The sequence below is a fragment of the Dermacoccus barathri genome (genome assembly GCF_015070805.1).
Taxonomy (GTDB): domain Bacteria; phylum Actinomycetota; class Actinomycetes; order Actinomycetales; family Dermatophilaceae; genus Dermacoccus; species Dermacoccus abyssi.
Genome location: NZ_JADCTK010000002.1, coordinates 514,740 through 540,347 on the forward strand (window position 1 = coordinate 514,740; position 25,608 = coordinate 540,347).

25 protein-coding genes are annotated in these 25,608 nt (G+C 68.4%); 20 read left to right on the forward strand and 5 right to left on the reverse strand.

Annotated features, from left to right (window positions below; genetic code table 11):
• Positions 1–5 precede the first annotated feature (5 nt).
• Genes hisD through IM689_RS05530 form a run of 7 tightly spaced genes read left to right on the forward strand, consistent with a single transcriptional unit; the run spans position 6 to position 5,923 of the window.
• Positions 6–1,364, forward strand: a complete 1,359-nt coding sequence (hisD, locus tag IM689_RS05500) for a histidinol dehydrogenase (protein WP_193643193.1) — start codon at positions 6–8, stop codon at positions 1,362–1,364.
• A complete protein-coding gene (locus IM689_RS05505) occupies positions 1,361–2,476 on the forward strand; it encodes a histidinol-phosphate transaminase (protein ID WP_193643194.1) in 1,116 nt (371 codons plus the stop codon). The genes hisD and IM689_RS05505 overlap by 4 nt, the downstream gene beginning before the upstream one ends.
• Before the next feature lies 1 nt (position 2,477).
• Complete coding sequence (gene hisB / locus IM689_RS05510; RefSeq protein ID WP_193643195.1) at positions 2,478–3,131, forward strand: imidazoleglycerol-phosphate dehydratase HisB; 654 nt, start codon at positions 2,478–2,480, stop codon at positions 3,129–3,131.
• A 4-nt stretch (positions 3,132–3,135) separates the two neighbouring features.
• On the forward strand, positions 3,136–3,789 hold the full coding sequence (locus tag IM689_RS05515; protein ID WP_193643196.1) for a hypothetical protein: 654 nt from the start codon (positions 3,136–3,138) through the stop codon (positions 3,787–3,789).
• Complete coding sequence (hisH, locus tag IM689_RS05520; RefSeq protein ID WP_047312113.1) at positions 3,786–4,397, forward strand: imidazole glycerol phosphate synthase subunit HisH; 612 nt, start codon at positions 3,786–3,788, stop codon at positions 4,395–4,397. The genes IM689_RS05515 and hisH overlap by 4 nt, the downstream gene beginning before the upstream one ends.
• An 18-nt stretch (positions 4,398–4,415) precedes the next feature.
• Complete coding sequence (priA, locus tag IM689_RS05525; RefSeq protein ID WP_118912595.1) at positions 4,416–5,156, forward strand: bifunctional 1-(5-phosphoribosyl)-5-((5-phosphoribosylamino)methylideneamino)imidazole-4-carboxamide isomerase/phosphoribosylanthranilate isomerase PriA; 741 nt, start codon at positions 4,416–4,418, stop codon at positions 5,154–5,156.
• Positions 5,156–5,923 carry an SseB family protein gene (locus IM689_RS05530; protein ID WP_193643197.1) on the forward strand — a complete coding sequence of 256 codons (768 nt, stop codon included), beginning with the start codon at positions 5,156–5,158 and terminating at the stop codon, positions 5,921–5,923. The genes priA and IM689_RS05530 overlap by 1 nt, the downstream gene beginning before the upstream one ends.
• An 85-nt stretch (positions 5,924–6,008) precedes the next feature.
• Here IM689_RS05530 and IM689_RS05535 read toward each other — a convergent pair whose 3' ends face one another.
• The 5 genes from IM689_RS05535 to IM689_RS05555 form a co-directional block, all read right to left on the reverse strand.
• Complete coding sequence (locus IM689_RS05535) at positions 6,009–6,302, reverse strand: DUF3349 domain-containing protein (protein ID WP_193643198.1); 294 nt, start codon at positions 6,300–6,302, stop codon at positions 6,009–6,011.
• A 7-nt stretch (positions 6,303–6,309) separates the two neighbouring features.
• Positions 6,310–6,603, reverse strand: a complete 294-nt coding sequence (locus IM689_RS05540; protein ID WP_193643199.1) for a hypothetical protein — start codon at positions 6,601–6,603, stop codon at positions 6,310–6,312.
• Positions 6,600–7,865: an inorganic phosphate transporter gene (locus IM689_RS05545; RefSeq protein ID WP_193643200.1), complete on the reverse strand. Its 1,266-nt coding sequence runs from the start codon at positions 7,863–7,865 to the stop codon at positions 6,600–6,602. Before IM689_RS05545 ends, IM689_RS05540 begins: the two co-directional genes overlap by 4 nt.
• A gap of 268 nt (positions 7,866–8,133) precedes the next feature.
• Positions 8,134–9,534: a dihydrolipoyl dehydrogenase gene (gene lpdA / locus IM689_RS05550; RefSeq protein WP_129665440.1), complete on the reverse strand. Its 1,401-nt coding sequence runs from the start codon at positions 9,532–9,534 to the stop codon at positions 8,134–8,136.
• A 47-nt stretch (positions 9,535–9,581) separates the two neighbouring features.
• On the reverse strand, positions 9,582–10,559 hold the full coding sequence (locus IM689_RS05555) for a sugar-binding transcriptional regulator (protein ID WP_193643201.1): 978 nt from the start codon (positions 10,557–10,559) through the stop codon (positions 9,582–9,584).
• A gap of 112 nt (positions 10,560–10,671) precedes the next feature.
• On the opposite strand from IM689_RS05555, the gene IM689_RS05560 reads away from it, so the two are divergent.
• The 13 genes from IM689_RS05560 (at position 10,672) to pheT (ending at position 25,576) form a co-directional block, all read left to right on the forward strand.
• Complete coding sequence (locus IM689_RS05560) at positions 10,672–12,033, forward strand: ABC transporter substrate-binding protein (protein ID WP_319803814.1); 1,362 nt, start codon at positions 10,672–10,674, stop codon at positions 12,031–12,033.
• A 110-nt stretch (positions 12,034–12,143) separates the two neighbouring features.
• Entirely contained in the window at positions 12,144–13,025 is an 882-nt protein-coding gene (locus IM689_RS05565) for a carbohydrate ABC transporter permease (protein ID WP_227484558.1), read from the forward strand.
• Complete coding sequence (locus IM689_RS05570) at positions 13,022–13,894, forward strand: carbohydrate ABC transporter permease (protein WP_193643204.1); 873 nt, start codon at positions 13,022–13,024, stop codon at positions 13,892–13,894. The genes IM689_RS05565 and IM689_RS05570 overlap by 4 nt, the downstream gene beginning before the upstream one ends.
• The gene (locus tag IM689_RS05575) at positions 13,894–15,390 is read left to right on the forward strand and encodes a mannitol dehydrogenase family protein (protein WP_193643205.1); all 1,497 of its coding nucleotides are present in this window, start codon (positions 13,894–13,896) and stop codon (positions 15,388–15,390) included. Before IM689_RS05570 ends, IM689_RS05575 begins: the two co-directional genes overlap by 1 nt.
• Positions 15,391–15,546: 156 nt before the next feature.
• Positions 15,547–16,611 (forward strand): NAD(P)-dependent alcohol dehydrogenase, encoded by a 1,065-nt coding sequence (locus IM689_RS05580; RefSeq protein WP_193643206.1) that lies wholly within the window; start codon positions 15,547–15,549, stop codon positions 16,609–16,611.
• A gap of 2 nt (positions 16,612–16,613) precedes the next feature.
• Positions 16,614–18,026, forward strand: a complete 1,413-nt coding sequence (locus tag IM689_RS05585; RefSeq protein WP_193643207.1) for a xylulokinase — start codon at positions 16,614–16,616, stop codon at positions 18,024–18,026.
• An 85-nt stretch (positions 18,027–18,111) separates the two neighbouring features.
• Positions 18,112–19,323, forward strand: a complete 1,212-nt coding sequence (locus IM689_RS05590; protein ID WP_193643208.1) for an MFS transporter — start codon at positions 18,112–18,114, stop codon at positions 19,321–19,323.
• A 311-nt stretch (positions 19,324–19,634) separates the two neighbouring features.
• Positions 19,635–20,291: a translation initiation factor IF-3 gene (infC, locus tag IM689_RS05595; RefSeq protein ID WP_047312122.1), complete on the forward strand. Its 657-nt coding sequence runs from the start codon at positions 19,635–19,637 to the stop codon at positions 20,289–20,291.
• 105 nt (positions 20,292–20,396) lie between these two features.
• Entirely contained in the window at positions 20,397–20,591 is a 195-nt protein-coding gene (gene rpmI, locus IM689_RS05600; RefSeq protein WP_047312123.1) for a 50S ribosomal protein L35, read from the forward strand.
• A gap of 72 nt (positions 20,592–20,663) precedes the next feature.
• Entirely contained in the window at positions 20,664–21,038 is a 375-nt protein-coding gene (gene rplT, locus IM689_RS05605; protein ID WP_047312124.1) for a 50S ribosomal protein L20, read from the forward strand.
• Positions 21,039–21,080: 42 nt separating this feature from the next.
• On the forward strand, positions 21,081–21,893 hold the full coding sequence (locus tag IM689_RS05610; protein ID WP_193643209.1) for a TrmH family RNA methyltransferase: 813 nt from the start codon (positions 21,081–21,083) through the stop codon (positions 21,891–21,893).
• Between the two features lie 46 nt (positions 21,894–21,939).
• Positions 21,940–23,037: a phenylalanine--tRNA ligase subunit alpha gene (pheS, locus tag IM689_RS05615; RefSeq protein WP_047312126.1), complete on the forward strand. Its 1,098-nt coding sequence runs from the start codon at positions 21,940–21,942 to the stop codon at positions 23,035–23,037.
• Between the two features lie 4 nt (positions 23,038–23,041).
• Positions 23,042–25,576, forward strand: coding sequence for a phenylalanine--tRNA ligase subunit beta (gene pheT / locus IM689_RS05620; RefSeq protein ID WP_193643210.1), 2,535 nt, complete (start codon positions 23,042–23,044; stop codon positions 25,574–25,576).
• Positions 25,577–25,608 lie beyond the last annotated feature (32 nt).

A 25,608-nucleotide genomic window follows, 5' to 3' on the forward strand; every position in this document is an offset into this window, starting at 1 on the left:
GACGGGTGATTTCTCGCCGTGATCTTCGTGGTTCAGCGCTCAGCGCCCTGGACGCTCGTGGCCTGCGCGATGCGCTGCCGCGCGCCCAGTTCGACATCGAGGCCGCACTCGAGGTGGTGCGACCGATCTGTGAGCAGGTGCGCCATGACGGCGCCGACGCCCTGCGGGAGCTGGGGGAGCGCTTCGACCGTGTGCGTCCCACGCACCTTCGCGTACCCGCCGAGGTCCTGAAGGCCGCCGAGGAACAGCTCGACCCGGCGGTGCGTGGCGCCCTCGTCGAGGCGATTCGCCGCGTGCGCATCGTCCACGCCGACCAGGCCCGAACCGACGTCACGACGACCGTCTCCGAGGGCGGCACCGTCACAGAACGCTGGATCCCGGTCGAGCGGGTGGGCCTCTACGTGCCCGGCGGACTGGCGGTCTACCCGAGTTCCGTCGTCATGAACGTCGTGCCCGCGCAGGTGGCGAACGTCGGTTCCATCGCCGTTGCGAGCCCGCCCCAGGAGCACAACACGGGCGACTTCGTCGGCTACCCGCACCCCACCATCCTCGCCGCGTGCTCGTTGCTCGGCGTCGACGAGGTCTACGCCGTCGGTGGTGCGCAGGCCGTCGCGATGTTCGCCTACGGCGCGCGCGAGAAGGACGGCGCCACCGTGTGTGAGCCCGTCAACCTCGTCACCGGTCCGGGCAACATCTACGTCGCGGCTGCCAAGCGTCTGCTCAAGGGGCTCATCGGCATCGACGCCGAGGCCGGCCCCACCGAGATCGCCGTCCTCGCCGACGACACGGCCGACGCCGACCACGTGGCCGCCGACCTCATCAGCCAGGCCGAACACGACAACCTCGCTGCGTCGGTTCTCGTCACCGACTCCGAGCGTCTGGCGAGTGATGTCGAGGCTGCTCTCGAGCGCCGCGTCGCCGCGACGAAGCACACCGAGCGCGTGACCACGGCCCTCGCCGGTCCGCAGTCGGCCATCGTCCTCGTCGACGACGTGACAGCCGGTCTGCGCGTCGTCGACGCCTACGGCGCTGAGCACCTCGAGATCCACACGGCGAACAGCCGCGAGGACGCGATGCGGGTGCGCAACGCCGGTGCCATCTTCGTCGGCACCTACTCGCCGGTGAGCCTCGGCGACTACGCCGCCGGCTCCAACCACGTGCTGCCCACGGGCGGCTGTGCCTGCCACTCGAGCGGTCTGTCGGTGCAGTCGTTCCTCAAGGGCGTCCACATCGTCGAGTACTCGCGTGACGCCCTCGCCGAGGTCGCCGACGTCGTCGTCACCCTGGCGAACGCCGAGGACCTTCCGGCCCACGGCGAGGCCGTCACGGCGCGCTCCGAGCAGGACGAGGAAGGGCGCGCATGAGCGAGCAGTCCCTCGAATCGCTGCTGCGCCCCGAACTGCAGGGGCAGAGCCCGTACGGCGCTCCGCAGCTCGACGTGCCCGTCGCGCTCAACACGAACGAGTCGTCCTACGACGTACCCGAGAGCGTTGTCGCGAGCATCGTCGAGCGCGTCGAGAAGGCCGCCGGCGGGCTCAACCGCTACCCGGACCGCGAGTTCACCGAGCTGCGTGCCGCCCTCGCCGAGTACCTGGCACGCGTCACCGGTGTTCGCCTTCCGATCGAGCAGATCTGGGCCGCCAACGGCTCCAACGAGGTGCTCAGCCACATCGTGCAGGCCTTCGGGGGCCCGGGGCGCACGGCGCTCGGTTTCACGCCGAGCTATTCGATGCACCCCATCATCAGCCGTGGCGCGGGAACGACGTGGATCGACGGTCTGCGCGATCGCCACGAGGGTGTCTACGACCTCGACGCCGACCTCGCCGTCGAGCAGGTACGTGAGCACCAGCCGAGCCTCGTGTTCGTCTGCACGCCGAACAACCCGACGGGCACCGCCGTGACGAACGACGTCGTCGAGGCGATCTACGATGCCACCGACCACGCCGTTGTCATCGTCGACGAGGCCTACGTCGAGTTCGCCCGCCCCGGAACGGCCAGCGCTGTCGAGCTCCTCGACGGCCGCCCGCGCCTCGTCGTCAGCCGCACGATGAGCAAGGCCTTCGCGTTCGCCGGCGCCCGCGTCGGCTACCTCGCCGCCTCGCAGGAGTTCTGCGACGCGATGCGTCTCGTGCGCCTGCCCTACCACCTGTCGTCGGTGACGCAGGCCGTCGCGCTCGCCGCGCTCGACCACGCCGACGAGATGCTGGGCATGGTGGACGCGATCAAGCACGAACGCGACCGCATCGTGGCGACGTGCACCGAGCTGGGTTTCACCCCCACGCCGAGCGACGCCAACTTCGTCCTCGTGGGCGGCTTCGCCGACGAGAAGCAGACGTGGCAGGCGCTGCTCGATCGCGGCATCCTCGTGCGTGACGTCGGCATCTCCCATCACCTGCGCATCACGGCCGGCACGCCGCGCGAGACCGACGCCGTGCTCGCCGCCCTCACCGACCTCGCTCCGACCCACAAGGGATGACATGAACGACCAGAACGTGACCGCCGACGGGTTCGACGTACCCGAGGTCCCTGCAGACCACCGCACCGCCTTCATCGAGCGCACGACGAAGGAGGCGAGCATCCGCCTTTGGCTCGACCTCGACGGCACCGGCACGTCCGACGTACGCACAGGCGTGCGCTTCTACGACCACATGCTCGACTCGCTGAGCAAGCACAGCCTCATCGATCTGCGTATCCGCGCCACGGGCGACCTCGACGTCGACGCACACCACACGGTGGAGGACACCGCCATCGTGTTGGGTCAGGCCCTGCGCGAAGCGCTCGGCGACAAGGCGGGCATCTCCCGGTTCGGCGACGCCATGGTGCCGCTGGACGAGGCGCTCGTCCAGGCCGTCGTCGACGTCGCGGGGCGCCCCTACGTCGTGCACACCGGTGAGCCCAAGGGGCAGATTTACGCCGTCATCGGTGGCAACTACATCGGTTCGCTCACGCAGCACGTCATCGAGTCGCTTGGTTACAACGCGGGCATCGCGCTGCACGTCAACGTCATCTCCGGGCGCGACCCTCACCACATCGTCGAGGCCCAGTTCAAGGCCATCGCCCGTGCACTGCGTGCCGCCGTCGCCAAGGATCCGCGCGTTCAGGGCATCCCGAGCGCGAAGGGCGCTCTGTGATCTGATGCCCAAGGTCGCCCAGAACACCGGCTTCACCGCAGCCGTCGACGCCGTCGTCGTCGTGCGCGGTGAGGTCTCGCGCGTCACCTCGTGGGTCGAGCGAGGCACGGTTCCTGCCTACGTCATCGACATCGACGGGCCGTGGTGCGCTGTCGTCCCGGCCGGACCTGGACACGCACAGGCGCCGTACGACGACCCTGCGCAGATGATCGCGGCGCGCCCGGTGCCGATGGCGCTGCGTCCGTCGCTCGCCTTCGTCCCCACCGAGAAGCAGGCGATCACCGTCGTCCAGCCGCGCGCGTGGCGTTCACTGCCGCGGTGGTTTGTCGTGCAGCAGGGCATCGGCCCGGTGCGGGCAGCCTTGCCGCAGGCCTCCCTCGGCGACCTGCTCTCGGCCGGTCACGACGCCCACCCCGAAGCGCTTGAGCGTGTGCTGGCCCAGCCGGACGCAGCACCGGCCGACCTTCTGCGCGGCATCATGGCTGCGCTTGGCGTGAACGCCGGGCACCTGCTCGGCCTCGCGCGAACGGCGAAGATCGACGCCGTCCTCGTCGAGCCCACCGCGAAGGCCGTTCGCCGCTTCGACAAGCACGTCACGGACGAGCGCGAGGAGCGCGCCGAGATCGAAGGCCGCGTCAACGCGGGGGAGAAGTCATGAAGCGCGTCGTCGTCCTCGACTACGGCAGCGGCAACATCCGCTCTGCCGTGCGCATGCTCGAACGGATCGGAGCGAACGTCGAACTGACGGCCGACCCGAAGCTCGTCGCGGCAGCCGACGGCCTGTTCGTGCCCGGTGTGGGCAACTTCCACGCCTGCATGGCGGGTTTGGAGGCGGCCGGCGGGCGCCGACTCATTGACGATCGTCTCGCGGCCGGTGCGCCGGTGCTCGGCGTCTGTGTCGGCATGCAGGTGATGTTCGACGGCTCGAGCGAACCCTCTACGTCCCCGCAGCCCGGCCTCGGGCGATGGCCCGGTCAGGTCGAGCGTCTCGCGGCCCCCGTCGTCCCGCACATGGGATGGTCGCGCGTCGAGCCGCCGGTCACGACGACGCTCTTCGCGGGCATCGAGGGGGAGCGCTTCTACTTCGTCCACTCCTTCGCTGCCTCGGCTCAGCTCGGCGAGGGCCGAGAGGCGACCTACGCCGCGCACGGCGAACGCTTCGTGGCCGCCATCGAGGACGGGGTTCTCGCCGCGACTCAGTTCCACCCCGAGAAGTCCGGCGACGCCGGCGCTCACCTGCTGACCAACTGGCTCCGCAGCCTGTAATCGACCGAAAGGTTCGTCATGTCGACCAGCCCCCGCCTCGAACTCCTGCCCGCCGTCGACGTCTCGGAGGGCCAGGCCGTCCAGCTCGTCCAGGGCGTCTCCGGCACCGGCGGCCAGTTCGGTGACCCGATCGCCGCTGCAAAGGCTTGGCAGGAGGCCGGTGCCGAGTGGCTCCACCTCGTCGACCTCGACGCTGCGTTCGGACGCGGGACGAACCGTGAACTCCTCGCGCGCATCGTCGGTGAGCTCGACATCAAGGTGGAGATGAGCGGCGGCATCCGCGACGCGGAGTCGCTCGAGGCAGCGCTCGCCACGGGCTGTCGCCGCGTGAACCTCGGCACGGCTGCCCTTGAGAACCCCGAGTGGACGGCTGCCGCCATCGCCGAACACGGCGACCGCATCGCCGTCGGTCTCGACGTGCGCGGTACGACGCTCGCGGCGCGCGGTTGGACCCGCGAGGGCGGTGACCTGTGGGAGACGCTGGCGCGTCTCGACAGCGAGGGCTGTGCCCGCTACGTCGTCACCGACGTCGCGAAGGACGGCATGCTCGCCGGCCCGAACACGCAGCTCCTGTCCGAGGTCTGCGCCCGCACGGACCGTCCGGTGGTCGCCTCCGGCGGCGTCACGACGCTCGACGACGTGCGCGCCCTGCGCGAGCTCGTGCCCTCCGGCGTCGAAGGCGCCATCATCGGTTCCGCGCTCTACAAGGGCACCATCACGCTCGCCGACGCGCTCGACGCCGCCGGCCGCCCCGAGTGATGAGCGGCGCACACAACCCGAACATCGACCCTGCAGGGGAGTCGGCCGACACCGCCGGCATTCCGTTCACCGGCCGCCAGGTGACGAGCACCGGCTTCGACGACGACACCGGCGCCGCAGACCCTGCCCTGGTCGCAGCACTGGAGAGCGGGAACGAGAGCGCCTGGGTGGCCGCACTGGCCGAGTCGCGTCTGCTCGTGCCGATCGTCGCCGCGCCCACCGAGGTGGACGAATCCGGCCCGCTCGCGGTGGAGAAGGCCACCGACATGGCCGTCGTGACGCTCACCGCGCCGGACGGCACCAAGGGCCTCCCGGTCTTCTCCAGCCTCGACGACCTCGCGCGCTGGGACCCGGAAGCGCGGCCCTCACCGGTGCGCGCCGCGTTCGCCGCTCAGGCAGCCATCGCGGAGCAGTGTGAGGTACTCCTGCTCGACATGGCCTCGCCGCACCGCGTCGTGGTGCGCGCGAGCATGCTGTGGGCGCTCGCGCAGCAGCAGGCGTGGCTACCCGCTCACGAGGACCCGTTCGTGGCCAAAGCCGTCGATGCGGCGCTCGTGCCCGAGGGAAACGCGGTTCTCGACCGCCGGCTCGAGGACGCCGGGGAGGGCGTTCTTCGACTGCGTCTGCAGCTCAGGCCCGGTCTGGCCCAGGAAGATCTGCAGGCTCTCGCAACCCGCATGGGGGAGCGCCTGGCCGGCGACGGTGAAACCCGAGCCAGGATCGAAGGGCTCGCGTTCGCGTTCACCGCTGAGGAGCTCGAGGTCTGAAACAACCGGGCCACATCACGAGAGTGGGGCTGCGCAACCGATCGGTTGCGCAGCCCCACTGTCTTGTCGTGAAGGGCGGAGCCCCTCAGCGCCAGTCGTCGTTGACGGGAAAGCCGTAGGCCTCCAAGTGGTGGACGACCCGGTCGATCTCATCGGGTGCCGGAAGATCCTGCGTCACCTTCGTGATGCCGACGCCGACATCGACGCGGTCAGCCGGAACGAGTCCGTCGGCCACGAGACGGTCACCGAGCTCGTGGACCTCGTCCTCGCTGAGGCGGCGGCGCATGAGGGCCAGCAGCGGCTGGAAGTCTCGCTCGGGAACGCCGGCCGGGTAGCTGTGGCGCAGCCACCCCACGATGCGCTCGAGTGCGGGGTTCACGTCGTTCTTACTTCTTCTCGACCAGCGTCGGGTAGATGTGCTCGAAGGAGACCTTCATGCCGAAGCCGGAGCTGACGATGATCGTCAGACCGAGCGCGATGGCAGCACACACGAGAAGGAAGCACACCGCAGCGACCGGCTTTCCCCACGCACGAGGCGTGGAGTCGTCGGTCATCTGGCCCGACGAAGCCGCAAGGCCGCGGATTCCGAAGGCGAAGAGCGCGGGGATGCCGGCGCCGAGCACGACGCCGACGGTCAGGACGTGCCACGCACTGTTGAACGCGAGGGAGAGCGTCTTCATCGGGTACCTGCCTTGGACGTGGAGGACTTGTCCGAGTTCGTCTCGTTGACGACCGGCGGGATGTGCGTCGCTGCGATCTCCTCGGGCTCCCAGGAGTCGTTGACGTTGTTGTGGTCGACCGGGGCCTTGCGCGAGCGCATCCACATGTAGAGCGAGGCGGCGCACAGGATGGCGAAGATGACGATGCCACCGGCCACGCCGCCGATGAGGTCGCCGACGTACCACATGAGCGCACCCACGAGTGCGGCCGACGGGAGCGTGATGAGCCAGGCCGCGACCATGCGAACGGCGACGTTCCAACGCACCTCGGCACCACGCTTGCCGATGCCGGTACCGAGGATGGAACCGGTGGCGACGTGCGTCGTGGAGAGCGCGAAGCCCATGTGGCTCGAGACGAGGATGACGGCCGAACTCGAGGACTCGGCAGCCATGCCCTGGGGGGACTCGATCTCGACGAGGCCCTTGCCGAGGGTGCGGATGATGCGCCAGCCACCGAGGTAGGTGCCCAGCGCGATGGCCAGGGCACAGGACAGCTTGACCCAGAACGGCACCGACTCGGTGTCGGTCCAGGAGCCGTAGCCGATGAGGGCGAGGGTGATGACACCCATCGTCTTCTGGGCGTCGTTCGTGCCGTGTGCCAGGGAGACGAGCGAGGCGCTGAAGATCTGGCCCCAGCGGAAGCCGCGCTCGGCCTCTTTGTGCTGGATCTTCTTCGTGATGGCGTAGATCAACTTCGTGCCGATGGCCGCGACGATGACGGCGATGACGGGCGACAGGAGTGCCGGGGCGATGACCTTGCCGACGACGCCGTCGAGCTTCGTGCCGTCACCGACCCACTTGACGCCGCCGAAGCCGATGGCGGCGATCGCGGCACCGATGAGGCCACCGAACAGGGCGTGGCTCGAGCTGCTCGGGATGCCGAGGAGCCACGTGAGGAGGTTCCAGACGATGCCGCCGACGAGGCCCGCGAGGACGATGAGCAACAAAGCCTGGCCGTGATCGGCGAGGAACTCCGGCTTGGGTGAGCCGTCCTTGCTCTGGATCTTGATGACGGCGTTCGTGACGGTGAGCGCGACCTCGACAGAGAGGAACGCTCCGACGAGGTTGAGGATGCCCGAAAGGGCGACGGCCACCTTCGGCTTCAGCGCACCCGTGGCGATGGACGTGGCCATCGCGTTACCGGTGTCGTGGAAGCCGTTGGTGAAATCGAAGGCAAGGGCCGTGACGACGACGAGCCCGAGGAGGATGAGGGAAAGGTCCACGTCTCCCAGTGTGAGGCCGTGACGGCGTTTGTCCATCCCCCATCGCGAGAATTTCGCGTGATGACGGGCAATTCGACAGGTTCGACCGTGCGATGTTCACCTGGAATTCACCTACTGACGCCCGTGCGGGCGTGGCGCCGCCCGCCGTGGCGTGAAGATCGGTTGACCGTGCGTCCATCCGTGCCCTTCTGCGGCCGAGGGCCGACGCAGAACGGGGCGGCACTCCGTGATGGAGTGCCGCCCCGGGGGAGCGCTGCGCGGTGCGCGATCAGAGGTTGATCATGTGCCCCGCGATGCCGTGAACGGCTTCCTTGACAGCCTCGCCGAGCGTCGGGTGCGCGAAGATGTTGCGCGACACCTCGTCGGCCGTCAGGTCCCACTGCTGCGCCAGGTTGAGCACGGGCAGCAGCTCGGTGACGTCCGGGCCGATCATCGCGGCGCCGATCAGTTCGTTGTGCTTGGCGTCCGCGATCACCTTGACGAAGCCGACGGCCTCGCCGAGACCCATGGCCTTGCCGTTGGCCGTGAAGGGGAACGTTGCCGTCTTGACGTCGTAGCCCTTCTCCTTGGCCTGAGCCTCGGAGTAACCGAACGAGGCCACCTGCGGCTGGCAGTATGTGGCGCGCGGGATCATGTCGAAATTGATCTCCATGGTCTCGGCGCCGGCGATCGTCTCCGCGGCGACGATGCCCATGGCCTCGGCCGTGTGGGCGAGCATGAGCTTGGCCGTGACGTCACCGATGGCGTAGACGCCCTCGACGTTCGTGCGGCCGCGACCGTCGATCGCGATGGCACCACGGTCGGTGAGCTCGACGCCGAGGTCTTCGAGGCCGTAGCCCTCGGTGCGCGGCTTGAAGCCGAACGCGGAGAGCATCTTGTCGGCTTCGAGTACCTGACTGTCGCCGCCCTTTGCAGGGGAGACGGTGACCTTGACGCCGGAGCCGGTGTCCTCGGCCTTCTCGACCTTCGTGCCGGTCATGACCTTGACGCCGAGCTTCTTGTAGTGCTTGAGCAGCTCCTTGGACACGTCGGCGTCCTCGGTGGGCACCATGCGGTCGGCGAACTCGACGATCGTGACGTCGACGCCGAAGTTCTTCATGACGTAGGCGAACTCGACGCCGATGGCGCCCGAACCGCCGATGATGATCGACTTCGGCAGCTCGTCGGTGAGGATCTGCTCCTCGTAGCTGACGATGTTCTCGCTGAGGTCGACGCCCGGCATCGTGCGCACGGTGGCGCCCGTGGCGATGATGAGGTTGTCGTAGGTGACGTCCTCGCTGCCGCCGTCGTTGAGTTCCACCGAGACCGTCTTGTCGGACTTGAGCGTGCCCCAGCCGTCGATCTCGGTGATCTTGTTCTTCTTCATGAGGTAGTGGACACCCTTGACGATGCCCGCGGAGACCTGGCGGGAACGCTTGTGCGTCGGGCCGTACTCCATCGAGGCATCACCGGTGATGCCGAACTTGTCCTTCTCGTGCGTGAGCACGTGCGCGAGTTCCGCGTTCTTCAGAAGGGCCTTCGACGGGATACACCCGACGTTGAGGCAGACACCTCCCCAGTACTTCTTCTCGATAACGGCGACGCTCAGCCCGAGCTGGGAGGCGCGGATTGCCGCGACGTACCCACCGGGACCGGCGCCGAGGACGACGACATCAAAGTGCTTAGCCACGAGTGCGAGCCTAAACCCCCGGGGCCGGTTAGCGGGAGTCGACGCCTCTACCGGCCGGTAGAACTTGCCGAGGCGTCCGCGGGTGCGCCGAGCAATGCGCGGGCGAGCTCGGTGTCGACGACGGCCGACGTGACGTAGCCGCCCTTGATCCCGGCGCGCAGCGCCTCCGCTCGAGCCGCTCCGTGGGAGACGGCGACGACCTCGGTGATGAGCCGCAGATCGCGGGGGCTCATGCTGACCAGGCGTGCGCTGAGCCCCGATTCGACCGGTTCGCCGTCGGTGTTGAACAGCGATCCGGCGATCTCCCCGACGACCTCGAGCCGCTCGAGTTCGTCTCGCTCGTCCTCGGTGGCGAGGTCGTACAGCGTGCTCTCGCCTTCGCTCCACCCCCCGATGCCCACGAGGGCGAGCGAGCAGTGACGTGCCTCGTCGAGGGTGCCCGCCACGGCTGTCTGTGCCCGGATGACGCGCGCGGCCTCGGCGTCCGTCGCGACGAGCGGCGCGTAGAACACGCGTGGCTCGCCGCCGGTGAGGCGGGCGGCGTCACGCACGACGTCAACGGGGGAGGCCTCGTGTGCCGGGAGGTCGAGGGCTCCCGACAACTGGACGATCGGCACCGGAGGAAGCCCTTCGAAGAACGGAACGGTCTGCGCCACCATGCGGCTCCACGGCAGGCCGATGACGTCCGTGGGCTGTGCGATGCGTTGCATGAGGGATGCGGCAGCTCGGCCGAGTTCAGCCAGTTTTTCCCCACCGGCGAGGGCCTCCACGTCGACGACGAGCGCATGACGCAGCCCGTAACGCTCGCGAAGATCCTGGGACAACTGGTCCTTGACGGCGCCGGGGTCCACGATCTCGATGCGCACGACTCCACTGTCGCGAGCGGCCTCGAGCAGGCGAGCCACCTTGAACCGGCTGATGCCGAGTTCCTCGGCGATCTGCACCTTGGAGGCGTCGTCGAGGTAATAGCGGCGCGCCGCCTGGACCATGTGCAGCTGAGTCAGCGGCAGGTTCACGTCGACCATGAGGCCTCCTGAGACGAGGGTTGACATTGTGCGTCACATCACACTTTACTCATGTGTGCTCCCTATTGCTCAACTGAGCAGAAATTGGGTGCGACATGAGAAGGAGGTCGTCGTGGTACGACGAAGGACAGGCGTCGCCATCCTGGCAGCCACAGCACTCGTGGGCGGTTCCACGACTGCCTGTGCCGGGTGGGGCGGAGGTGTCGCATCCGGCGGCAAGGACAGCATCAACGTGCTCATGGTCAACAACCAGCAGATGGTGGACCTGAAGAAGCTCGCGCCGCAGTTCGAGAAGGAGACGGGAATCTCCGTCAACTTCACGATCCTGCCGGAGGACGACCTGCGCGACAAGACGAGCCAGGAGTTCAGCTCTCAGGCCGGTCAGTACGACGTCGCCACGTTGAGCAACTTCGAGATTCCGATCTACGCCAAGGCGGGTTGGGTGGCCGACCTGACGCCCTACGTGGAGAAGGACACCGAGTTCGACCAGGACGACATCCTTGAGCCGATGACGAAGGCGCTCACGGTGGACGACAAGATCTACGGCGAGCCCTTCTACGGTGAGTCGAGCTTCCTCATGTACCGCAAGGACATCCTCGCGGAAAAGGGCGTCAAGATGCCCGAGAAGCCGACCTGGCAGCAGGTGGCCGACATCGCGGCCAAGGTCGACAAGGCCAAGCCGGGAATGCGCGGTATCTGCCTGCGCGGCCAGCCCGGTTGGGGTCAGCTCTTCGCTCCGCTGACGACCGTCGTCAACACCTTCGGTGGCACCTGGTTCACGAAGGACTGGCAGGCCCAGGTCGACAGCCCGGCGTTCAAGGAAGCCACGAAGTTCTATGTCGACCTCGTGCGTAACCACGGTGAGTCCGGTGCCTCACAGGCCGGCTTCACCGAGTGCCTCAACAACCTCCAGCAGGGCAAGGTCGCCATGTGGTACGACGCGACGTCGGCCGCCGGCTCGCTCGAGGCCAAGGGCTCGCCCGTCGCCGGCAAGCTGGGCTACGCCCCGGCCCCGGTGGTCAAGACCGACAACGCCGGCTGGCTCTACACGTGGTCCTGGGCCGTGGAGGAGGCGTCCACCAAGAAGGACGCCGCCTGGAAGTTCGTCTCCTGGGCCTCGGGCAAGAAGTACGAGCAGCTCGTCGGCAAGCAGATCGGCTGGTCGTCCGTGCCCGCCGGTAAGCGCTCCTCCACGTACGAGATCCCCGAGTACGTCGAGTCGGCTCGCACGTTCGCCCAGCCGACCAAGAAGGCCATCGAGTCCGTCGACCCGACGAACCCCGGCCTCCAGCCGCGGCCCGCGCCCGGCATCCAGTTCGTCGACATCCCCGAGTTCCCGGCCCTGGGTACCCAGGTCAGCCAGGAAGTCAGCGCCGCCATCGCCGGAAAGCAGAGCGTCGACGACGCACTGGAGGCCGGTCAGCGGCTCGCCGAGGATGTCGCCGAGGCCTATCGCAAGCGTGAAGGGAAGTGAGCGGCGTGAGCACTGACGCAGCCTCAAGTTCCGGTCGAGGCGGAGCCGAGCTCGAGCACCACGACCCTGACAACCACGGCCTCGAGCCGGCGCCGGGCGGCAAGACCGCCCTGGCGAAGGCGGGCAACTGGGCGCGACGTGCGCCGCTGCTTCCCGCCCTGATCTTCATGATCATCGCAACGCAGCTGCCGTTCGTCGCGACGCTCGTGCTGTCGTTCACGAACTGGAACGCGTACTACCCGGACGACGTCGGCTTTGCCGGCTTCGACAACTTCGTCTCGGTGTTCACCAACGTGAACACCCGCAAGGCGATCTGGGTGACGATCCTTCTCACGGTCATCGTCGTGGGCGTCAGCCTCCTGTTGGGCCTCGCGATCGCGCTTCTGCTCGACCGCAAGTTCAAGGGCCGCGGTGTCGTCCGCACCCTCATGATCACACCGTTCCTCATCGTGCCGGTCGCCGCAGCACTGCTGTGGAAGCACGCCCTGTACAACCCCGAGTACGGCTTGCTCAACGGCTTCCTCAAGATGGTGTTCGGTGACGACGCCTGGCAGCCCGAGTGGATCACGAACAACCCGCTGCTCGCCGTGGCCGTGTCCCTCATCTGGCAGTGGACGCCGTTCATGATGCTCATCCTGCTGGCCGGCCTGCAGAGCCGTCCGATGGACGTCATCGAGGCGGCTCGTATCGACGGTGCGTCGAACCGACAGATCTTCCGTCACATGACCCTGCCGCACCTGCGCCCGTACCTCGAGCTGAGCACGCTGCTCGGCGCGATCTACATCATCCAGAACTTCGACGCGGTCTTCACGATCACGTCGGGCGGTCTCGGCACGGCGAACCTGCCGTACCTCATCTACCAGACGTTCTACCAGGCACACGATTACGGCAAGGCCTCCGCGGCCGGCGTCATCGTGGTCCTCGGCACCATCATTATCGCCACGGCGGCACTGCGCACCGTGCTGAGCCTGTTCAAGGAGGAGAACCGATGAGCACTCCCGCGACCTCGGCTCCGGCGTCGAAGGCCGGCCCGGCCTACACGCCGAACCCCAAGAAGAAGTCCGGTGCCCTCCTCGGCGTTCTCGCCTGGATCATCGGTGTCCTGTTCGTCCTGCCCGTCGTGTGGATGGTGTGGATCTCGTTCCACTCCGAGACCGACGCGGCCACCAACCCGCCGAAGTTCACAGCCCCCTTCTCCACCGAGGGCTACTCGAACTTCTTCGGTTCCAACCCGTGGCCGTCGCTGGCGAACTCGCTCACGGCGAGCGTCGTCTCCACGATCATCGTGCTCCTCCTGGCACTCCCGGCCGCGTACGCGCTGTCGATCCGCCCGGTGAAGAAGTGGTCCGACGTCCTGTTCTTCTTCCTCTCGACGAAGTTCATGCCCGTCGTCGCCGCGCTGTTGCCGATCTACCTGTTCGCCGAGAAGGTCAACCTCCTCGACAACATCTGGCTCCTCGTCCTGCTGTACACCTCGATGAACCTTCCGATCGCCGTGTGGATGCTCCGCAGCTTCCTCGCGGAGGTGCCCACGGAAATGCTCGAGGCAGCTCAGGTCGACGGCGCGGGCCTCATCCGCACGCTGCGTGAGGTCATCGCCCCGGTCGTCATGCCCGGTATCGCCTCGGCCGCACTCATCTGCTTCATCTTCAGCTGGAACGAGATGCTGTTCGCCCGAGTGCTCACCGGTACCGTGGCAGAGACTGCGCCCGTGTTCCTCACGGGCTTCGTGACGAGCCAGGGTCTGTTCCTCGCCAAGGTCTGCGCCGCGTCGATCGTCGTGTCGCTGCCCGTCCTCGCCGCAGGCTTCGCGGCTCAGGACAAGCTGGTGCAGGGTCTGTCGATGGGAGCTGTTCGCTGATGGGTGTCGCCCTCGCTCAATCCGTTCTCGACGATCACGCCGATCTCGACGGGCGCGTGGCCCGACCGACCTACGACCGCTCGAAGCTCACCACGGGCATCGTGCACTTCGGGGTGGGTGGGTTCCACCGGGCGCACGAGGCCATGTACCTCGATCGTCTGATGAACGAGGGCGACGCTCTCGACTGGGCGATCACCGGCGTGGGCGTCATGCCGCACGACGGGCGCATCGTCGAGACGCTCAACGCTCAGGACGGGCTCTACACGCTCGTCCTCAAGCACCCGGACGGCACCCGCGAACCGCGCATCATCGGTTCCATTCGCAACATGCTGTTCGCGCCCGACGACCCGGAGGCGGTCATCGCGCTCATGGCCGACCCTCAGGTCAAGATCGTCGCGCTGACGATTACCGAGGGCGGCTACCACGTCAACCAGGTGACGGGGGAGTTCGACAGCCGCGACGAAGGCATCCAGCACGATCTGGCCGACGGTGCAGTGCCGAGCACCGCGTTCGGTCTCATCGTGGAGGCCATCCGCCGTCGCCGGGACGCGGGAGTCACGCCGTTCACCGTCATGAGCTGCGACAACCTGCCCGGCAACGGGCACGTCGCACGCAAGATGATCACGGCGTTCGCGGAGCTGAAGGACCCCGAGATCGCGGCGTACATGCGTGAGAACGTCGAGTTCCCCAACTCGATGGTCGACCGCATCACGCCGGTCACCGCGCCGGAGGACATCGCCGAACTCTCCGAGACGTTCGGCCTCGACGACGGCTGGCCGGTCGTGTGCGAGCCGTTCGCCCAGTGGGTGCTGCAGGACTCGTTCACCGACGGCCGCCCGTCGTTCGAGGACGCCGGCGTTCAGGTCGTCGACGACGTCGAGCCGTACGAGCTCATGAAGCTGCGTCTGCTCAACTGCAGCCACCAGGCGCTGTGCTACGTCGGCTACCTCTCCGGCTACCGGTACGCGCACGAGGTGTGCAACGACGAGCTGTTTGCCACTTTCCTCCTCGGTTACATGGAGAAGGAAGGTTCGCCGACGCTGCCCGAGGTACCGGGCGTCGACCTCGACGCTTACCGGTACCAGCTCATCGAGCGCTTCGCCAATCCCGAGGTGCGCGACACGCTCGCCCGCCTGTGCATGGAGAGCAGCGACCGCATTCCGAAGTGGCTTGTGCCGGTCGTCCAGCACAATCTCGCCCACGACGGCGAGGTGGAGCGCAGCGCGCTCGTCATCGCCTCATGGGCGCGGTACGCCGAGGGCGTCGACGAACAGGGCCAACCGATCGATGTCGTCGACCGGGCCAAGGACGAGGTCATGGCCGCAGCGGCAGCGCAGGGCGAGGACAAGCTCGCGTTCCTACGCAACGCCGACTTCTTCGGTGACCTGGTGGGCGACGAGCGTTTCACGGCGGCCTATGTCGCGGCGCTCGACTCGCTCCACGAGAACGGCGCCCGCGCCACGCTCGAGGCACGAGCGGACAAGGACGCTCGCTGACACCGGCGGGAACAGCACGACGGCGAACGCCGGGAACCGCTCACGTTCCCCGGCGTTCGCCGTCTGTGTGCGGGCATCGTTCGGCACACAACCCGCAAGGTGAGACCCGTCAACTCGGCAGCACCGACGAGGCACGGCAAGGACTACGGTGAGCGCATGCGTGTGAGCGAGCTCAGTGCCCCGGCCACCATCACGACGGTGGAGCGTCCGGTTCCCAGCCCCGGCCCCGGCCAGGTTCTCGTGCGGATGGCGTGTGTCGGCGTGTGCGGCAGCGACACCCACTACCTCACCCACGGCCGCATCGGCAGCTTCGAGGTCGACTACCCGATGGTGCTCGGGCACGAGGGTGCCGGTGTCGTGGAGGCCGTCGGCGAGGGTGTCGACGAAGCCCGCGTCGGCGAGCGCGTCAGCATCGAACCGGGCGTGCCGTGCCGCCGGTGCGCTCAGTGCCTCGCGGGCGCCTACAACCTGTGCCCCGACATGGTCTTCCACGCGACGCCCCCGTACGACGGTTCGCTCGCCGAGTACATCGTCCACGACGCCGCCTTCGCCCACCCCGTGCCCGAGGGGGTTTCCCTCGAGGACGCCGCCATGGTGGAGCCGCTGTCCGTCGGCATCTGGGCGTGCCGCAAGGCCGAGGTCGGGCCGGGCAAGCGTGTGCTCGTCACCGGGGCCGGTCCGATCGGGCTCATGAGCCTGCTCGCGGCGCGAGCCTTCGGCGCCACCGACATCACGGTCGCCGACATCAACCCCGAGCGGCTGACGCTCGCGGCCGAGCTCGGCGCATCGACGGTCGATTCACGCGAAGCCCGCTTCGACGAGCGCGAGTACGACGTTCTTCTCGAGTGCTCCGGCGTCGAGAGCGTCACGGTCACTGCCCTGCGCGCGCTGGCCCGCCGAGGGCGCGGCGTGCTCATCGGCATGGGTGGTGACGACGTGGCCGTGCCGATGTCGGCGCTGCAGGAGCGCGAGGTGAGCGTCACCGGCGTGTTCCGCTACGCCAACACCTGGCCGCAGGCCCTCGGCATGCTCGCCGACAAGTCGGTCGTCCTCGACGGGCTCGTCACGGGCCGCTTCGATCTGGCCGACGCCGAGTCGGCCCTGCTCGCGGCGAAGAACGACCCCTCGTCGGTCAAGGCCATGATTTATCCCGGTGGCGTCCCCGCCGCCGACCAGAGTGCGTCCGGCCGCCCGGCTGTGGACGATCGGAGCGAAAGGTGACCATGACTTCCCGTCTCGTCGCAGGAGTCGACTCGTCCACGCAGTCCACCAAGGTGGTCGTGTGCGACGCAGAGACAGGCGAGGTCGTGCGCACCGCACGTGCCTCACACCCGGACGGCACGAGCGTGCACCCGAAGCGTTGGTGGGAGGCCTTCGAGGAGGCCACCGCGGACGGTCTGCTCGACGGTGTGGAGGCCATCTCCGTCGGCGGGCAGCAGCACGGCATGGTCACGCTGGACGAGTTCGACGAGGTCGTGCGTGACGCTCTGCTCTGGAACGACGTGCGCTCCGCCGATGACGCTCACGAACTCGTCGGCGAGTTGGGTGGGCAGCAGGCGTGGGTCGACGCCGTCGACGTCGTACCAGTCGCGGCCTTCACCGTGAGCAAGGTGCGGTGGCTGGCACGCCACGAGCCGGAGAACGCCGCGCGGGTACGCACCGTCGTGCTGCCGCACGACTGGCTGACGGGTCAGATCCTCAAGACCGGTGGTGGATTCGAGGGGTGGACGAGCGACCGCGGCGACGCGAGCGGTACCGGCTACTGGTCTCCCGTGACGGGGGAGTACGTCGAGGAGCTTCAGAATCTCGCCCTCGGGCGCACGTTCGAGGTGCCACGGGTGCTCGGCCCGAACGGGCGTGCCGGCGTGACCGAGGCCGGCATGGTCGTGGCCGCCGGTACCGGTGACAACATGGGCGCCGCGCTCGGCCTGGGGCTGCAGCCCGGCGACGTCGTCGTCAGCCTCGGCACGAGTGGCACGGTTTTCGCGTGCCACGAGGCAGTCACTGGGGACACGAGTGGCCAGATTGCCGGATTCGCGTCCGCCGACGGCGGCCACCTGCCACTCATGTGCACGCTCAACGCTGCCCGTGTCCTCACGGCCGGGGCGAGCATGCTCGGCGTCGACCTCGACGAACTGTCACGTCTCGCGCTCGGTGCTCCGATCGGCGCGCAGGGGCTCACCCTTCTGCCCTACCTCGACGGCGAGCGCACCCCGGATCTGCCCGAAGCCACGGGAACCCTGGGCGGCATCACGCGAGCCAACGCCACCCCGGCCAACCTGGCGCGCGCCTGCGTCGAGGGCATGCTCGCCAACCTCGTCGCGGGGGTCGAGGGGCTCAAGGCTCACGGCATCGAGGCCAAGCGCATCGTCCTCATCGGTGGTGCCTCGGCGTCGCCGGCCGTCCAGGCTGTGGCGCCCATCCTGTTCGGTGTGCCGGTCTCCATCCCGGCCGCGGGGGAGTACGTCGGCATCGGCGCGGCACGCCAGGCGGCGTGGGCGTTGCTCGGTGGCGACGAACCGCCGCAGTGGCGCGTCGCGTACGAGAAGGAACTCGTCGCTTCCCCCGAGGACATCGAGGCCGGCGCAGCCGTCTACGAGCGCTACCGGACGCTGCAGCAGACGATGCACGGCTGACGGACGGGCCTGCCACACGACGCGGCGGGCTCGCGCCGGAATCCGTTGGCGCCGAGGTCGACGCCCGTGTCAGGCTTGCCCGGTCATGGCTGCCACTCGGTACGGCCGCGTCCTGGCCAACCCCCACACGCGACTTCTCCTCCTGCTCGGGTTCGCCGTCCGCGTCCCCATGTTCGGTGTGGCGGTCATCCTCACGCTCCACGTCGTCGAGACCCTCCACCGCACGTGGTCCGCGGCCGGTCTCGTGGCGGCGGTCTCGACGCTCGCCGTCGCCGTCTCGGGGCCGTGGCGTGGCAAGCTCCTCGACCGGCTCGGTCTGCGGCGGGTCGTGGGCCCGTCCATCGTTCTCACGGCGCTGTGCTGGACGATCGCTCCCTTCGTCGGGTACGTGCCGCTGCTCATGCTCGCAGGCGTCGCTGGCCTGTTCGCGGTGCCGGTGTTCACCATCGTCCGTCAGGGCGTCATCGCGGCCACGTCGGACGAGGACCGCCGCACGGCGCTCGCGGTCGACGGCATCGTCGTCGAGTCCGCGTTCATGGTGGGACCGATCCTCGCCATCGCACTCGCCACGGCCTTCGACACCCGGTGGGTCATCTTCGGTCTCGAGATGGTGAGCGCGGCGGCGTCATGCCTGCTGTGGCTGGCGGATCCGCCGATCCGCTCCGCCATCGCCGAGGAGGACGCCACCGACGCCGTCCTCCCACGGCGGGCCTGGCTCACGCCGCGATTCCTCGTCGTGTGCTTCGTGGCGTTCGCGGCCGTTCTCGTGCTCAGCGGGAGCGACGTCTCCTTCGTCGCGGCGGCGAAGCACTTCTCCCAGCCGGAGCACCTCGGTCTCGTTCTGGCCGCGTCGGGACTCGGCTCGGTGATCGGCGGACTCACGTACGGAGCGTTGCCGAAGGCCCCACCGTTGTTTTTCCTGCTGTTCGCCCTGGCAGCGGCCACCGTGCCGATCGGACTCGCCTCGAGCATGCTCACCCTGGCACTCGGTGCCTTTCTGGCCGGCATGTTCTGCGCGCCCACGATGACGGCCTCCGTCGACGCCGTTGCTCGTGTCGTTCCGGAGCGGGTGCGCGGTGAGGCGATGGGCTGGCACGGTTCCTTCCTCACGACCGGCGGCGCGCTGGGCGGACCGATCGCCGGATGGGCCATCGACCGTCACGGCTTTGCCGGCGGTTTCGCCGCTGTGGGCGGGCTCGGAGCCCTCATCTGCGCGGCCGGGGTGCTCATCGTCAGTGGACGGCGGGCGCAGCGCTCCCGCAGTGCGCGACGGGCGTCCGCGTGGGTGGGGGAGTGACCGCTTCGCCGGGTTTGGAGGGCGTTCCCCGGGCTGGTAGCCTGGTTGCTACCAGCCGTACGTGTGGTGCTTTCCTGGAGCGATCCGCGAAATCACACCACGAACGGTGCGCAAGAGGGACTTCGGTCTCCACCCTCGGTTCTCCTCAGGGAGGCAGGGTCGTGGTCATGGTTCGTACAAGGCTCACCCCGGTGAGCCTGTTCTCGGGGAATACCTGAGAGCGTGCGAAACGTTGAGACGAAGGCTTCTTGCGTAGGCAAGAAGCCTTTTCGCGTTTCTCCGCCTCGGCGGTGGAACGAATCGTCACAACAGTGAAGGAGTCGGCCATCAGCGCTGAGCCACGCATCAACGATCGGATCCGTGTACCCGAGGTCCGGTTGGTTGGCCCCAACGGTGAGCAGGTGGGCATCGTCCGAGTCGAGGACGCGCTGCGCCTCGCTGCGGAAGCGGATCTCGATCTCGTGGAGGTCGCGCCGCAGGCCAAGCCCCCGGTCGCCAAGCTCATGGACTTCGGCAAGTTCAAGTACGAAGCCGCCATGAAGGCCCGCGAGTCTCGCAAGAACCAGGTCAACACGGTCATCAAGGAGATCAAGCTCCGACCGAAGATCGACCAGCACGACTACGACACCAAGAAGGGTCACGTCGTTCGGTTCCTGTCGGCCGGTGACAAGGTCAAGGTCACCATCATGTTCCGCGGCCGCGAGCAGTCGCGCCCGGAGCTCGGTTTCCGACTGCTTCAGAAGCTCGCCGAGGACGTCGCCGAGCTGGCGTTCATCGAGAGCGCACCGAAGCAGGACGGCCGCAACATGGTCATGGTTCTCGGCCCGACGAAGAAGAAGGCCGAGGCTCGCGCCGAGGACCGTCGTCGTCGCGAGGCTGCGAAGGCGAGCAAGGCTGCTCCCGCGACGCAGGCCGCCGAGACCGAGGCTCCCGCTGCGGAGCCGGCTGCCGACGAGGCAGCCAACTGAAATCGTCCTTCACCCTCGGGTGAAGACCCCCGCGCCGGGAGACCGGTGGCGGGCCGTCAGACAGCCGGCGTGCACGAGCGCGCCGAGTGAGCGAAGGAGTCGGCTATGCCGAAGATGAAGACGCACAGCGGTGCCAAGAAGCGTTTCCGTGTCACCGGTAAGGGCAAGGTCATGCGCCAGCGCGCCCGCCACGTCCACAAGTTCGAAGAGCGCGCCAAGCGTCAGTCGCGTCGCCTCGTGAACGACGTCGTCGTTGCGCCGTCCGACGAGAAGAAGATCAAGAAGCTTCTCGGTAAGTAAGCCGAACTTTTCCCTCAACCAGCTTTTGCGGCAGGCGCCCGGCGCCGCCGCCCATGAACAAGGAGTACTCACGTGGCACGCGTGAAGCGGGCAGTAAACGCCCAGAAGAAGCGTCGTACCGTTCTCGAGCAGGCCAGCGGCTACCGCGGCCAGCGCTCGCGCCTTTACCGCAAGGCGAAGGAGCAGGTGACGCACAGCCTCGGTTACGCCTACCGTGACCGTCGCGCCAAGAAGGGTGACTTCCGTCGCCTGTGGATCCAGCGCATCAACGCTGCGGCTCGCCTTAACGGTATGACGTACAACCGCTTCATCCAGGGCCTCAAGGCCGCTGGCATCGAGGTCGACCGTCGCATGCTCGCCGAGCTGGCCGTCAACGACGCCCCGGCCTTCGCCGCGCTCGTCGAGATCGCCAAGAAGAACGTCCCGGCCCAGACGCCGGCTGCCTGATTCTCCTAGGCACCTCTTTCGCATCGAACGCCGCTCCACGCCATGATCACGAACACCCGCTCAGATCGGGTCAAGCAGGTCAGGGCACTGGGGCGGCGTTCTGCGCGTGAGAAGGCCGGGCTGTTCCTCGTCGAGGGACGCCAGGCCGTGCGCGAACTGATCCGTTTCGCGCCCGAGACGATCCGCGACCTCTACCTCGACGCCGAGGCCACGGAACGTCACCCGGACCTGCGGGAGATGACGCTTTCCTGGCAGCGCGACGCGGAGCCCGACGAGCGTCGGTTCGTCCACGACTGCTCTGCCCAGGTGCTCGCCGAGATGTGCGACACCGAACAGCCCCAGGGGATCATCGCCGTCGCGCGACCCGTCGACCGCGCCCTCGAGGAGGTGCTCGCCGGTTCGCCGAAGTTCGTCGTGGTCCTGACGAACGTGCGAGACCCGGGTAATGCGGGCACCGTCATCCGCGGCGCCGACGCGACGGGTGCTGACGCCGTCATCGTCAGCGACTCGAGTGTCGACATCTACAACCCCAAGGTCGTGCGCTCGACCGTGGGTTCGTTGTGGCACCTGCCGATCTGTCGCGGTGCCGCCATCGAGGACATCTTCGCCCGCTGCCGCGACGCCGGGCTGACGCTGCACGCCGCGGACGGTGTCGGTACGACGCTGCTTCCGGACGTCGAGCTCTCCACGCCGCACGCGTGGGTCATGGGCAACGAGGCCTGGGGCCTCGAACCCGAAGTCCGCGAGGCCTGCGACGACGTCGTGCGCGTGCCGATCTACGGCGCTGCCGAGTCGCTCAACCTGGCCATGGCGGCCACCGTCTGCCTCTACGCCTCGGCGGGCGCGCAGCACTGACACGGCGTGTCATTCCGGTTTGCGCGCACTCGATAGACTCGGGCCCATGTCTGGCCCCAACACCAACTACGACCCGGTCGAGGTGTCCGCACTGGACCCCGAGGTCGTGGAGTCGAACGTCACCGACGCCCTCAGCGCCATTGCGGCCGCGAACTCGCTCGAGGAGTTGAAGGACGCACGCCTCGCCCACGCCGGCGACAAGTCGCCCCTCGCCCTCGCCAACCGTGAGATCGGTGCGCTGCCGCCGACGGCCAAGGCCGAGGCGGGCAAGCGAGTCGGCCAGGCGCGCGGACGCGTGGGTCAGGCGATCAAGGAGCGTCAGGCCGAGCTCGAGGCCGAGCGCGACGAGCGCATCCTCACCGAGGAGGCCGTCGACGTCACGACAGCGACGACGTTGCGCCGCCCGGTCGGTGGCCGTCACCCCGTCGAGATGATGCAGCAGCTCATGGTCGACCTCATGGTCGGCATGGGCTGGGAGGTGGCCGAGGGCCCCGAGGTCGAGGCCGAGTGGTTCGTCTTCGACGCGCTCAACTTCGACGAGGACCACCCTGCCCGCCAGATGCAGGACACCTTCTACCTCGACCCGGCCGACGGTGGGCTTGTCATGCGTACGCACACGTCGCCCGTCCAGGCTCGCTCGATGCTCGAGCGCGGTGTGCCGCTCTACATCGTCGCGCCGGGCAAGGCGTACCGCACGGACGAACTCGACGCCACGCACCTGCCGGTCTTCCACCAGCTCGAGGGCCTCGCCGTCGACAAGGGCATCACGATGGCCCACCTCAAGGGGACGCTCGACCATCTCGCCACGCAGCTGTTCGGCGAAGGCATCACGACGCGTCTGCGTCCCAACTACTTCCCGTTCACCGAGCCGAGCGCCGAGATGGATCTGCGCTGCTTCGTCTGCCGCGGGGAAGACCCGGCCTGTCGCACGTGCGGCGGCACCGGCTGGATCGAGTGGGGTGGCTGCGGCATGGTCAACGAGAACGTCCTGCGCGCCTGCGGCGTCGACCCGAGCGAGTACAGCGGATTCGCGTTCGGCATGGGCGTCGAGCGAGCGCTCATGTTCCGCACCGGCGCATCCGACATGCGCGAGATGATCGAGGGCGACGTGCGCTTCGACGCCCAGTTCGGCTTGGAGGTCTGAGGCAATGCGAGTTCCCATCGAATGGCTGCGTGAGCACGTCGACGTCCCGGCCGGAGCAACAGGTCTCCAGGTAGCGGCCGACCTCGTCAAGATCGGTCTCGAGGAGGAGGCGATCCACGGCGGCGGCATCACCGGCCCGCTCGTCGTCGGGCGCGTTCTGACGAAGGAGCCCGAGGAGCAGAAGAACGGCAAGGTCATCAACTGGTGCTCCGTCGACGTCGGCGACGCCAACGGAACCGGTGAGCCCCAGGGCATCGTGTGCGGCGCGCACAACTTCGACGCCGGCGACACCGTCGTCGTCGTCCTGCCCGGTGCCGTTCTGCCCGGTGGCTTCGCCATCAGCGCCCGCAAGACCTACGGTCACCTCTCGGCCGGCATGATCTGTGCAGCCGACGAACTCGGCCTGCCCGACGACGGTTCGCACGGCATCATCCTGCTCCCGCAGCGTCTCGGCGTCGAGGCGAGTGACCTCACGCCCGGCCAGGACGCCCTGCCGCTGCTGGGTCTCGACCGCGAGACGGTCGAGGTCAACGTCACCCCGGACCGCGGCTACTGCTTCTCCATCCGCGGCGTCGCGCGCGAGTACGGCCACTCGACGGGAGCCCGCTTCACCGACCCGGTGCTCGACCTGAACGAGCGCGCTCCGGAGGCCAACGCCTCGGGTTACCCCGTGCGCGTCGACGACGATGCGCCGCTGCGCGGAAACGTCGGGTGCGACCGCTATGTGGCCCGCATCGTGCGCGGCGTCGACCCGGCGGCGCCCGTGCCGGCCTGGCTGTCCCAGGCCGTGACGGAGGCGGGGATGCGCTCGATCTCCCTGCCCGTCGACATCACGAACTACGTCATGCTGGGTCTCGGCCAGCCGCTGCACGCCTTCGACCTCGCCACGCTCGGTGATGAAATCGTCGTGCGTCGCGCGCTGGCGGGGGAGGAGATCACGACCCTCGACGACGTGGAGCGCACGCTTTTCGCCGAGGACCTCCTCATCACCGACGGCGGTGAGCGTCCGCTCGCCATCGCCGGCGTCATGGGCGGCGCCGAGAGCGAGGTGAGCGACACGACGAGCGACATCCTCATCGAGGCCGCGCACTTCGACCCGGTCAGCATCGCCCGAAGCGCCCGTCGTCACCGACTGAGCAGCGAGGCGTCCAAGCGCTTCGAGCGCGGTGTCGACCCGGCGATCGCCGCCGCGGCAGCGCAGCTGGCCGTCGATCTTCTCGTCCAGTACGGCGGCGGCCGCGTCGACGACGGCGTCACCGACCTCGACACCGTCGCGCCGGCCGCGCCGATCGCGTTCGACCCGCAGCAGCCCACGCGCCTCGTCGGCGTCTCGTACTCCGACGACGAGGTGGAGGCGAGTCTCACCGCGGTCGGCTGCGTCGTCGAGCGAGTCGAGGAAGCACGGTGGAACGTCACGGCTCCGTCGTGGCGCCCCGACCTCACGACGGGGCCCGACCTCGTCGAGGAGGTTGCCCGCCTGCGCGGTTACGACCAGATCCCGTCGGTCCTCGCCCGCCCCGTCGCCGGGCGCGGCCTCACGGCGTCGCAGCGCTACCGCCGCACTGTGGCCAACGCACTCGCCGCGCAGGGGCTTTCGGAGATCATTTCGCTGCCCTTCGTCAGCGACGAGTTGCACACGAAGCTGCGCTACGGGGCAGACGACACGCGACGCTCCACCGTCCGCCTGAGCAACCCGTTGTCGGACGAGGCGCCGCTGCTGCGCACGAGCGTCCTGTCGACGATGCTCGAGTCGCTCAAGCGCAACATCGCGCGCGGCTTCAAGGACGTGGGCCTGTTCGAGCTCGGTCTCGTCGTGGCCGGCCCCGCGGGAACGGCGCCGACCGAGCGGGTCGGAGTGCACCCGACGCCCGAAGTGCTCGCCGCCATCCGTGACGCCGTCCCGGCTCAGCCGCGCCACGTCGCCTGGGTGATGACCGGTGACGGTGAACGCAAGGGCTGGTGGGGTGCAGGCCGCTCGAGCGACTGGAGCGACGCCGTCGCCACTGCGCTCGGCATCGGTCGCGTGCTCGGCGTGCAACTCGAGGTGGCGCAGGCCGACGTGGCCCCGTTCCACCCGGGCCGCTGCGCCCAGATCATGCTGCCTGACGGCAGCGTCATCGGTCACGCGGGTGAGCTTCACCCGAAGGTGCTCACGACCCTCGGCCTCCCGCCGCGCGTGGTGGCCGGCGAACTCGACCTCGACGCCCTCTCGGCGTTCGCCGAGAGGACCGGGGTCGCGGAGCCGATCGCCACGTACCCGCAGGCGCATTCCGACGTCGCGCTCGTCGTCGATTCGGGCGTCACCGCGGCGGTAGTCGAGGACGCACTGCACCGCGGCGGTGGGGAGAACCTCGAGTCGCTGGCGCTGTTCGACATCTACGAGGGCGAGCAGGTCGGCGAGGGCAAGAAGTCGCTCGCCTACCGGCTCTTCTTCCGCTCGCCGGAGCGTACGCTCACGACGGAGGAGGTCAACGTCGCCCGCGATGCGGCCGTCCGTGAGGTCGACAAGGCCGTCGGAGCCAGCCTACGAGGCGCCTGACCGTGACATGCACCCCTGTGGCCCGCCCATGG

Coding starts and splice junctions, on each gene's coding strand:
- IM689_RS05505 (WP_193643194.1), top strand. CDS start 1,361: ATGAGCGAGCAGTCCCTCGAATCGCTGCTGCGCCCCGAACTGCAGGGG.
- hisB (WP_193643195.1), top strand. CDS start 2,478: ATGAACGACCAGAACGTGACCGCCGACGGGTTCGACGTACCCGAGGTC.
- IM689_RS05515 (WP_193643196.1), top strand. CDS start 3,136: ATGCCCAAGGTCGCCCAGAACACCGGCTTCACCGCAGCCGTCGACGCC.
- hisH (WP_047312113.1), top strand. CDS start 3,786: ATGAAGCGCGTCGTCGTCCTCGACTACGGCAGCGGCAACATCCGCTCT.
- priA (WP_118912595.1), top strand. CDS start 4,416: ATGTCGACCAGCCCCCGCCTCGAACTCCTGCCCGCCGTCGACGTCTCG.
- IM689_RS05530 (WP_193643197.1), top strand. CDS start 5,156: ATGAGCGGCGCACACAACCCGAACATCGACCCTGCAGGGGAGTCGGCC.
- IM689_RS05540 (WP_193643199.1), bottom strand. CDS start 6,603: ATGAAGACGCTCTCCCTCGCGTTCAACAGTGCGTGGCACGTCCTGACC.
- IM689_RS05555 (WP_193643201.1), bottom strand. CDS start 10,559: ATGGTCGACGTGAACCTGCCGCTGACTCAGCTGCACATGGTCCAGGCG.
- IM689_RS05570 (WP_193643204.1), top strand. CDS start 13,022: ATGAGCACTCCCGCGACCTCGGCTCCGGCGTCGAAGGCCGGCCCGGCC.
- IM689_RS05575 (WP_193643205.1), top strand. CDS start 13,894: ATGGGTGTCGCCCTCGCTCAATCCGTTCTCGACGATCACGCCGATCTC.
- IM689_RS05580 (WP_193643206.1), top strand. CDS start 15,547: ATGCGTGTGAGCGAGCTCAGTGCCCCGGCCACCATCACGACGGTGGAG.
- IM689_RS05585 (WP_193643207.1), top strand. CDS start 16,614: ATGACTTCCCGTCTCGTCGCAGGAGTCGACTCGTCCACGCAGTCCACC.
- IM689_RS05590 (WP_193643208.1), top strand. CDS start 18,112: ATGGCTGCCACTCGGTACGGCCGCGTCCTGGCCAACCCCCACACGCGA.
- rpmI (WP_047312123.1), top strand. CDS start 20,397: ATGCCGAAGATGAAGACGCACAGCGGTGCCAAGAAGCGTTTCCGTGTC.
- IM689_RS05610 (WP_193643209.1), top strand. CDS start 21,081: ATGATCACGAACACCCGCTCAGATCGGGTCAAGCAGGTCAGGGCACTG.
- pheS (WP_047312126.1), top strand. CDS start 21,940: ATGTCTGGCCCCAACACCAACTACGACCCGGTCGAGGTGTCCGCACTG.
- pheT (WP_193643210.1), top strand. CDS start 23,042: ATGCGAGTTCCCATCGAATGGCTGCGTGAGCACGTCGACGTCCCGGCC.